This is a genomic window from Kitasatospora sp. NPDC091335 (assembly GCF_044757205.1).
Classification (GTDB): domain Bacteria; phylum Actinomycetota; class Actinomycetes; order Streptomycetales; family Streptomycetaceae; genus Kitasatospora.
The window spans coordinates 176,197-185,337 of record NZ_JBIVUM010000009.1 but is presented as its reverse complement, the minus strand read 5'-3'; the positions used below and the strand labels follow the sequence as shown (position 1 = coordinate 185,337).

The following is a 9,141-nucleotide window of genomic DNA, read 5'->3' as shown; positions in this document are numbered from 1 at the left end:
TCTTCGAAAAAGGAGCGATCGCATGAGCAGCAACCCCTTCGAGGACCCCGAGGGCACCTACCTCGTCCTTGTCAACGACGAGCGGCAGCACTCCCTGTGGCCGGCGTTCATCGAGGTGCCCGAGGGGTGGAGCACCGCCCTTGAGGCGACCGCTCGCGACACGGCCCTCGACTACATCAACACCCACTGGACCGACATGCGCCCCGCCAGCCTGGTGCGGGCGATGGAAGGCGCCGACGCCTCCTGATCCCCCCGTGTGGCCCGTCCGCGAGCGCTCCTCAGCGCCCGGGGGCGGGCCACACGGCTGTCCGACACCGAACGGCTCCAGACGACACCAAGGGGGAATGCCAGATGCCGGTCGTTCCGGTCAACGGAATACGCCTTCACTACCAGGACACCGGAGGGGGTGAGCCGGTCGTGCTCATCCAGGGGACGGGCGGCGGCGCCACCGTGTGGAAGCTGCACCAGGTGCCCGCGCTCACCGCCGCCGGATTCCGCGCGATCACCTTCGACAACCGGGGCATCCCGCCGACCTCGGAATGCCCCGAGGGCTTCACCCTCCAGGACCTGGTGGGCGACGTAGCCGGCCTCGTGGAGCGGCTCGGGCTCGGCCCGGTCCGGGTGGTCGGCACCTCGATGGGCGCCTTCGTCGCCCAGGAGCTCGCCCTGGCCCGGCCCGAACTGGTGAGCCGGGTCGTGCTGATGGCCACCCGCGGCCGCACCGACAGCTTGCGGGCGGCCCTCACCCGGGCCGAGATCGAGCTGCACGACTCCGGCCTGGCGCTGCCGCCTCGCTACGCCGCCGTGCTGCGCGCGCTGAAGTCGCTGTCGCCGCGCACCCTCGACGACGACGCCGCGCTGGCCGACTGGCTGGACCTGTTCGAGCTGGCGCCGCCGGTCGGCCCGGGCCTGCGGGCCCAGATGGAGGTGAGCAGGCTGGAGGACCGGCTCGACGCCTACCGGGACATCCGCGTTCCCTGCCAGGTGATCGCCTTCGCGGACGACGTGATCACCCCGCCGCACCTGGGCCGGGAGGTCGCGAACGCCGTCCCGGGTGCGGTGTTCGAACTCGTCGAGGGGTGCGGCCACTACGGTTACCTGGAGGACCCGGACACCGTGAACAAGCTCATGGTGGAGTTCCTGAACGCCGGGACCGGCTGACCGCCCGCGGCCGCCCGGTCGCGGGCGCCCGCCGAACGCACACGGGGGTCCGGTCGACCCGGGGAGAACCGGGGCCGGCCGGACGCTCTTCCGTGCGACGCACGAGAGGAGGGAGAGGTGCCCGACGGGGGCCCGGGCGCCTCTCCCTCCTCGCTCTGGGGACCTGCCTACTGCTGGTAGGAGTCAGGTCGGCCGTCGTGGCCCTGGGGCCGCGGCGGGGGCCACGCCTGCGTCAGGTGGGGCTGGCGGCCGTAGCCGTCGCCACCCGGCCCGTACGACTGCTCGGCGGGCTGGTAGGCCTGGGCCGGGGTGCCGTAGCCGTTCGAGGCGGTGGCACCGCGGTCCGGTACCGCGTAGGGGACGTACGGCTCCGCGAAGGGCGGCTCCTCGACCAGCTCCGGCTCCCGGCGGCCTTGGCCGGCGAGCGCCGCGCGCTGTCCGCGACGGCCGCCGGGCAGGCCGCCCGGCCACCAGTTCCACGAGCCCAGGGCCGCCATCAGGGCCGGCAGGACGAAGATGCGGATGATCACGGCGTCCAGCAGGATCGCCGCCGCCAGGCCGACGCCCAGCTGCTTGAACTCGACCATGCTCAGCGTGCCGAAGATCGCGAACACCCCGACCATGACGACCGCCGCGCTGGTGACGACCCCGGCGGAGCGGGTGATGCCGTCGCGGACGGCCTCCTTGACGCTCACGCCGGTGAGGGCGGCCTCGCGGATCCGGCTCACCACGAACACGTGGTAGTCCATCGAGAGGCCGAACAGCACCACGAAGAGGAACAGGGGCAGCCAGGAGACCACCGCTCCGGTGCTGTGGAAGTCCAGCAGCTTCTCCGCCCAGGAGTGCTGGAAGACCGCGACGAGCACGCCGAACGCGGCGGCGGCCGACAGCAGGTTCAGCAGGATCGCGGAGAGCGCCACGGCGAGCGAGCGGAAGATGAAGGTCATCGTGACGAAGGTCAGCAGCAGGATGAAGCCGACCACCCACGGCATCCGGTCCTTCAGGTGGGCCGTGAAGTCGATGCCCTGCGCCACCTTGCCGCCCACGCCGCTCTCGACGCCGGGCACGCCCTGGACGGCCTCGGGCACCCAGGACCGCAGGAGTTCGAGGGACTGCCGGGCGCCGTCGCTCTTGGGCGAGTGCGGCGTGCCGACCTGCACGACGTGGACGCGCCGGTCCTGCGACTCGCGGATCTCGGGCGTCTGGTCGTGGGCGAAGAGGGCGTCGCCGGAGGTGCGGGTGAGCAGCGTGGTGAGGGCGGACGTCACCTTGTCGGCCTGGTCGGCCGAGGCGCGGACGGCCACCTGGTGCACGGTGCCCTTGCTCGGGAAGGCCTCGGTGAGCCGGTCCAGCGACTGGACGACGGGGATGTCGCGGGACAGGTCGTCGGAGCCGGGCTGCTTCAGGCTCATGTCGAGGGCGGGCAGGGCGAGCGCCACGAGCGCGCCGACGGACACCACGAGCGTGAGCGCGGGCCGGACCAAGGCCGGCTTCAGCAGCGCCCGCCACAGCTTGGACTCGCCGGAGCGCATGGTCAGGCGCCACAGGAACGGGACCTTGGGCCGGTCGACCCAGCGGCCGAGCTTGGCGAGGAGCGCGGGCAGCACGGTCAGGGACGCCAGGACGGCGACGGCCACGACGATGATGGAACCCGTGGCCAGCGAGGCGAAGGTGGCCTCCTCGGCGAGGTAGAGGCCCGCCATCGACACGATCACGGTGACGCCGGACACCAGCACGGTGTGGCCCGAGGTCTCCGCGGCGATCTCGATGGCGTCGAGCCGGGAGGCGCCCTTCTGGCGTTCCTCGCGTTCCCGCTTGAGGTAGAAGAGCGAGTAGTCCACGCCGACGGCCATGCCCATGAGCAGGATGACGCTGCTCACCACGCTGGTCTCGGGCAGCACGTGCGAGGCCAGTGCGGACAGGCCGGTGGCGGCGCCGACGCAGGAGATGGCGAGGACCACGGGCACGCCGGCGGCGATGATCGCGCCGAAGACGACCAGCAGGATCAGCATGGTCAGCGGAAGGCTGATGAACTCGGCCTTCTCGAAGTCCTTGCCCAGGGTCTCGGTGAGCCCCTTCGCGGTCGAACCCGTGCCGACCTGGTCAATCCGCAGGCCCTGGTGGGCGTTCTGGACCGCCGCGCTGACGTCGAGCAGCGGCTGGATGCGCCGGTCGGCGTTCTCGGTGTCTCCCTTCATGGTCACCGGGAGCAGCAGGGCCTTGCCGTTGGGCGAGGCGACCGGCTGGCCGACGCTCTCCACCTCCGGCAGCGCCTTCATCCGGCCGGCCAGCTCCTGGGCCGCCTGCTGGGCCGCCTTGACGTCCAGTGCCCCGCCGGCTTCCGCCGTGATGAGGACGTTCTCCTCGGGCTTCTCGGTGAAGTGGCCGGAGGCGACGATCCGGCCCGAGCGGCCGGACTCGCCGACCCCGGACTCCTGGTCGCTGATCTTGTTGCTCCCGGCGGCCCCGCCCAGGAAGAGGCAGGCCGCGACGAAGACCACCCAGAGTCCGATGGCGGACCACGGATGTGTGGCACTCCACCGCGCGACCCGTACCGTTGCCGGCTTCTTTCGCACGTTCTGCTTCCTTCCATTGCTGCGGAAACCGCTCGGGCGGCTGCCGTTGTGGCGATGGGGAAAACGCTAGTTCCGGGCGCCGGGTCGGGACACGAGGTAAACCGCCGAGGTGGCCCCAGTTTTCCGCAGTCCGTGGCCTGCGGGTTCCCGTAGCGCGGGCGGTGCGGTTTCCCGTAATGCGCCCGGCGGAAATCTTGACCGGACTGAATCCGGCGGCTAGCTTCAGTTTCCGGTTCGCCCTTTCGGATCGCACGGCTCGGTAAATCCGTCGACAGGAAGATGTCACTCCGTGGCATTAGACAAGGGGAAAAATGGAAACTGTGGTCCTCACCCGGCAGCATATTGCCAAGATCGTCAAGGAAAAGGGCTTCGATCATTTCATGGACCGGATGATCTCCAGTCTGGGCGAGGCGTTCAGGGCCGGCGGGCGCGGCGGCGTGACCCCGGCCCGGGAGGGATTCCTGCGTGGTCCGGGGGATACCGCCATCATCGAATGGATGCCGCACCATCGGCCCGGCGACTCCGTCACCATCAAGACCGTGGGCTACACGCCGTCCAACCCGGAGGAGCACCGGCTGCCCACCATCATCGGGTCCATGACCCGGTACGACGACGTGACGGGCCGTCTGCTGGCGGTCTGCGACGGGATCCTGCCCACGGCCATCCGCACCGGCGCCGCCTCGGCGATCGCTAGCCGGCTGCTGGCCCGCCCGGACAGCCGGGTGCTCGGCCTGGTCGGGGCCGGCGCGCAGGCCGTCACCCAGGCCCACGCCCTCAGCCGGGTCTTCCCGCTGGAGCGGATCGTCGTCCACGACATCGACCCGGCCCACGCGCGGTCCTTCGCCGAACGCGTGGAGTTCCTCGGACTGGACGTCCGGGTGGCCCCGGTCGCCGAGATCGAGGCCACCGCCGACATCATCTGCACCGTCACCTCGGTGGCGGTCGGCGGCGGCCCGGTGCTGCTCGGCGAGCACCTGCTCCCGCACGCGCACGTCAACGCCATCGGGGCGGACCTGATCGGCAAGTTCGAGGTGCCCCTGCACGTCCTCCGCTCGGCCTTCGTCACGGCCGATCACCGCGGTCAGGCACTGCGCGAGGGCGAGTGCCAGCAGCTGGCGGAGAGGGACCTCGGGCCCGATCTGATGGAGCTGTGCGCGGACCCGGCCCTCGCCGCCGCGCACCGGGACGGCCTGACCGTCTTCGACTCCACCGGCTTCGCGCTGGAAGACCACGTGGCCTTCGACGTGCTGTTGGAGCTGGCCGCCGAGGCCGGGCTGGGCGACCACGTCCAGATCGAGCACCTGCCCGAGGACGCGCTCAACCCCTACGCCTTCGCGTAGCGGCGGTCCCCACGGCGCCGAACGCGGGCTGTCCCCGTGCCGCACCCCGGCACGGGGACAGCCCGCTTACGGTGTCCGCTTCCCGTCCCGGTGCCCCGTCGGCCGCTTCCCGGGCCCCGGCTGCGGCGGCCGGGCCTCAGGACTCCAGGTACCGCAGGACCGCCAGGATCCGCCGGCTGTAGCCCGTGGTGTGGCTCAACTCCAGCTTGTCGAATACGGTGTTGAGGTTCTTCTCCACCGAACTCAGCGAGATGTGCAGCTTCTGCGCGATGGCCGTGTTGGTGTGCCCCTGGGCCAGCGCCTCCAGCACGGTGCGCTCGCGCGGGGTGAGCCGGGCGAGCGGATCGCCGTGCGTGGTGCGGATGACCAGTTGCCGGACGACCTCCGGGTCGATCGCCGCCCCGCCCGCGTGGATCCGTTCCAACGCGTCGAGGAACTCCTCGACCTGGGCCACCCGGTCCTTGAGCAGGTAGCCGACCCGCTCCGCGTTGGACGCCAGCAGCTTGGCCGCGTAGTTGCGCTCGATGTGCTGCGAGAGCACCAGCACGCTCACCTCCGGCCAGCGCTCGCGGATCTCCACGGCGGCCCGCAGCCCCTCGTCGGTGTGGGTCGGGGGCATCCGGATGTCGAGGACGACGACGTCCGGCTTCCGCGCCTCGACCTCCTGCAGGAGCGTCACGGCGTCGCCGAACGAGGCCAGCACTTCGTGGCCCTCCTCGACGAGCAGCCGTACCAGGCCCTCCCTGAGCAGGGTCGAGTCCTCGGCGAGGATTACGCGCATGGGATCTCCGCAGTGATGGTGGTCGGTCCCCCCGGGGGGCTGTCGACATGCAGGACTCCGTCCAGCGCGGCCACCCGGCTAAGCAGCCCGGTCAGGCCGCTGCCGGCCGGGTCCGCGCGGCCCGTCCCGTTGTCCTCGACCCGGACGGTGAGCAGGGTGCCGCTGAGCGTCAGCCGTACCGAGATGGCCGAGGCCGAGGAGTGCTTGGCGGCGTTGGTCACGGATTCGGACACCACGAAGTAGGCGGCCGTCTCCACGGGCTTGGGCAGTGTCGCGCCGACCTCGAACCGCGTCCGCAGCGGGATGCTGCACCGCTCGGCCACCCCGCCCAGCGCCTCTTCGAGACCGAGGCTGTCGAGCGCCGAGGGGTACACCCGCCAGGCCACCTCGCGGAGTTCGGTCAACACGCCCTGGGACTCCTCGTGGGCCTGCAGCAGCAGCGCGCCGGCCTGCTCGGGGTTGCGGCCCCGGCGGGCCCGGCCCAGCAGCATGCCCAGCGCCACCAGCCGCTGCTGGACGCCGTCGTGCAGATCGCGTTCGATGCGCCGGCGCTCGGCGTCCACGGCCTGGACCACCGCGGCCCGGCTGGTGGCAAGTTGGTCGATCCTCCGCCGGAGCAGCTCCTGCTCCGAGGGGCCGAAGCACTCGCGGGCGGTCCGGGTGTCCAGGGCCGCCAGCGAGTACAGGCCCTGCAGGTCGAGGAAGAGCAGGACACCGCCCAGCAGCGCCTGGGTGAGGAGTTGGTCCCAGTCGAGCGTCCCCCGGGTCGCCCCGTTGACCATCAGCCCGGCCAGGATGACGCCGAAGGCCAGCAGCCCGATGACGACGGAGCAGAGCAGCCCGGTGTAGCAGCGGACCGCCAGGTAGCGCAGGAGCTTCTGGTCGGACGCCTTGTAGTGCTCGGGGAAGCGGTCGCCGAAGAAGACGGAGCGTCGGGTCCGTTCCAGGAGCGTCAGTCGGCGCGCCCCGGCCATCAGCACCTCCAGGGCGCTCGGCCGGCTGCGCGGCCAGAGCAGGAAGGGGCCGAGGGCGGTGCCGACGACGAGGAAGTGCAGCGCGCCGAGCATCGCGGTCAGACAGCCGATCAGCACGCCCAGACTGCGGCGCGGCCAGGAGGGGGCCGGTGCGACGGCCTCGTCCTCGGCGACGTCCCGACCGTCCGGAAACTCCGTCGGGTGGTGGGATGCGGCGCCCGCTGAATCTCCTCGCACGAGGCCCGAGCCTAGTGCGGCGGCGCACCCCAGGCAAGATCGCCAGGGCTCCGTGGCGGCCCGGACGGTGCGCTCGGGCAGGACGGTCCCGGTCATGAACTGCGCCGCTGCCGCGTCCGGTTGCGGCCCCGCAGCCGGGCGGCCAGGTAGCCGACCAGGGCCACCACGACCACGGCCAGCACGACCTTGGACAGGACGCCGACGTAGGTCTCCACCGTGTCCCACTGGTCGCCCAGCCAGTAGCCGGCCAGCACCAGGACGCTGTTCCAGATCAGGCTGCCCAGGGTGGTGAGCATGATGAACTGCGGCAACGCCATGCGCTCGACGCCGGCCGGCACCGAGATCAGACTGCGGAAGATCGGCACCATCCTGCCGAAGAAGACCGCCTTGGTGCCGTGCTTGGCGAACCACTGTTCGGTGCGTTCCAGGTCCGAGACCTTCACCAGCGGCAGCCGCGCCCAGATCGCGTGCATCCGCTCAAGGCCGAAGAGCAGGCCGATCCAGTAGAGGACCACCGCGCCGACCACCGAACCCAGCGTGGTCCAGAACAGGGCCGACACGAGGCTGATCACCCCCTGGCCGGCGGCGAAGCCGGTCAGCGGCAGGATCACCTCGCTGGGCAGCGGCGGGAAGAGGTTCTCCAGGGCGATCGCCAGGCCGGCCCCGGGGCCGCCCATCGTGTCGACGAGGTCGGCGGCCCAGCCCGCGATGCCGTCCGCGGGTTCCTGGGGCAGCGCCAGGAGCGTGAGGTGCATGGTGGTCTCCAAGGCCGGCGGGGGTCGGTCGGCCGGGGCGGTCGCCCCGATGCCCCTCCAACCTAGGAAGCGCTGCTCAGTGGCGGTATGAGGATTGCCGTCCGGTCCGGTGGTGTTCTCCGCAGGGCCGGTCCTGCGGAAACCCGGAGGGTCCGCGCGCCCGCCGGGACCGGCGGCCCGCCGCCGCCGGAATGCGCGGCAAACGCCGCTGACCCTTTCCTGTCAACCCGCTCGGATTTCCTTTTCCGGGTTGTCGGTCCGGGGCTACGTTGGTTCTCGTTCGAGCGGTTCGTTCGAACGAATCCATCCCTCACAAACCGGAGGTCAGCAATGGAGAAGGAAATCGAGACCGGTCTCGTCTACGAGGCCCCGGAGCTCTCCGAGCTCGGCGACTACGACGAGCTGACCCGTGGCGTCGGCTTCCCGCTGGCCGACTTCTTCATCCACTTCGACTAAGCCTCACAACGGCCGGTCGCTGATCGGATGAATTGAACGGTGCCAGACGGCGGCGGAATGCGGGGGAATCCCCCCCGCATTCCGCCCTGCCGCTGCTCCCGGAATCGCGGAGGAACCATGCAAGAGAACCCGGATCCCCCTGGTCCCTGGTTCGTCGCTCTGCCCGACAGCGCGTCCGCGCTCCCGGTGACCCGGCGACTGGGCGGCCACATCGGATTCACCCTGAACCACGCCTCGGGCCGCCCCTGGGTGGTCGGACAGGCCCCGGACGGGAGCACCGGTGTCGCCTCGGCCGTCCACGCCCGGCACAGCACCACCACGCTGCTGGTGACCGGCACCCACGCGCTGACCGCCGATCAACTGGAGGGCTGGGCCAGGCGCGTACGGCACCCGGCCGACCTCGACGCCCTCGCCCGCTCCCTCGCCGGCAGCGCCCACCTGGTCGCGAGCATCGACGGCGAGATCCGCGTCCAGGGCACCGCCACCGGGGTGCGCCGGGTCTTCACCGCCACCGTCGACGGCTGCGCCCTCGCGTCCGACCGCGCCGACCTGCTCGCCGCCCTGGCCGACGCCCCGCTGGACCCGGTCCGCCTCACCGCGCGGCTGCTGGCCATGACCCCGTCGTCCCTCACCGAGCCGCTCTGGTCCGGTGTCGACCTCGTGCCCGCCGACAGCTGCCTGCTGGTCGCCGCGGACGGCCGGTCGACGATCCGGCCCTGGTGGCAGCCCCCGCCGCAGGAACTGGACCGCGCCCAGGGCGCGCCCGCCCTCCGCCAGGCCCTCGCCGAGGCGGTCGCGGTACGGGTCCGGGACGGCGCCGTGGTCGGCTCCGACCTGTCGGGCGGCCTCGACTCCACCCCC

General features: G+C 71.6%; 8 protein-coding genes and 1 pseudogene. 5 read left to right on the top strand and 4 right to left on the bottom strand.

Going from position 1 to position 9,141, the window contains the following annotated elements; all coding sequences use genetic code 11:
- The first annotated feature begins 22 nt into the window (after positions 1 to 22).
- Positions 23 to 247 carry an MbtH family protein gene (locus ACIQOW_RS20785; RefSeq protein ID WP_401087049.1) on the top strand — a complete coding sequence of 75 codons (225 nt, stop codon included), beginning with the start codon at positions 23 to 25 and terminating at the stop codon, positions 245 to 247.
- 104 nt (positions 248 to 351) lie between these two features.
- The gene (locus ACIQOW_RS20780) at positions 352 to 1,161 is read left to right on the top strand and encodes an alpha/beta fold hydrolase (protein ID WP_401087048.1); all 810 of its coding nucleotides are present in this window, start codon (positions 352 to 354) and stop codon (positions 1,159 to 1,161) included.
- A gap of 167 nt (positions 1,162 to 1,328) precedes the next feature.
- Here ACIQOW_RS20780 and ACIQOW_RS20775 read toward each other — a convergent pair whose 3' ends face one another.
- Positions 1,329 to 3,737: an MMPL family transporter gene (locus tag ACIQOW_RS20775; RefSeq protein WP_401087046.1), complete on the bottom strand. Its 2,409-nt coding sequence runs from the start codon at positions 3,735 to 3,737 to the stop codon at positions 1,329 to 1,331.
- Between the two features lie 311 nt (positions 3,738 to 4,048).
- On the opposite strand from ACIQOW_RS20775, the gene ACIQOW_RS20770 reads away from it, so the two are divergent.
- Positions 4,049 to 5,077 (top strand): ornithine cyclodeaminase family protein, encoded by a 1,029-nt coding sequence (locus tag ACIQOW_RS20770; protein WP_401087044.1) that lies wholly within the window; start codon positions 4,049 to 4,051, stop codon positions 5,075 to 5,077.
- A 136-nt stretch (positions 5,078 to 5,213) separates the two neighbouring features.
- Here ACIQOW_RS20770 and ACIQOW_RS20765 read toward each other — a convergent pair whose 3' ends face one another.
- The 3 genes from ACIQOW_RS20765 to ACIQOW_RS20755 all read right to left on the bottom strand — a co-directional run bounded on the left by ACIQOW_RS20765 (position 5,214) and on the right by ACIQOW_RS20755 (position 7,824).
- The gene (locus ACIQOW_RS20765) at positions 5,214 to 5,858 is read right to left on the bottom strand and encodes a response regulator (protein WP_401087042.1); all 645 of its coding nucleotides are present in this window, start codon (positions 5,856 to 5,858) and stop codon (positions 5,214 to 5,216) included.
- The gene (locus ACIQOW_RS20760; RefSeq protein WP_401087040.1) at positions 5,849 to 7,069 is read right to left on the bottom strand and encodes a sensor histidine kinase; all 1,221 of its coding nucleotides are present in this window, start codon (positions 7,067 to 7,069) and stop codon (positions 5,849 to 5,851) included. Before ACIQOW_RS20760 ends, ACIQOW_RS20765 begins: the two co-directional genes overlap by 10 nt.
- 92 nt (positions 7,070 to 7,161) lie before the next feature.
- The gene (locus ACIQOW_RS20755) at positions 7,162 to 7,824 is read right to left on the bottom strand and encodes a DedA family protein (protein ID WP_401087038.1); all 663 of its coding nucleotides are present in this window, start codon (positions 7,822 to 7,824) and stop codon (positions 7,162 to 7,164) included.
- A gap of 330 nt (positions 7,825 to 8,154) precedes the next feature.
- On the opposite strand from ACIQOW_RS20755, the gene ACIQOW_RS20750 reads away from it, so the two are divergent.
- Positions 8,155 to 8,280, top strand: a complete 126-nt coding sequence (locus ACIQOW_RS20750) for a lasso RiPP family leader peptide-containing protein (protein ID WP_350519254.1) — start codon at positions 8,155 to 8,157, stop codon at positions 8,278 to 8,280.
- 57 nt (positions 8,281 to 8,337) lie between these two features.
- A pseudogene (locus ACIQOW_RS20745) lies at positions 8,338 to 9,126 on the top strand (hypothetical protein); the annotation flags it as partial.
- Positions 9,127 to 9,141 lie beyond the last annotated feature (15 nt).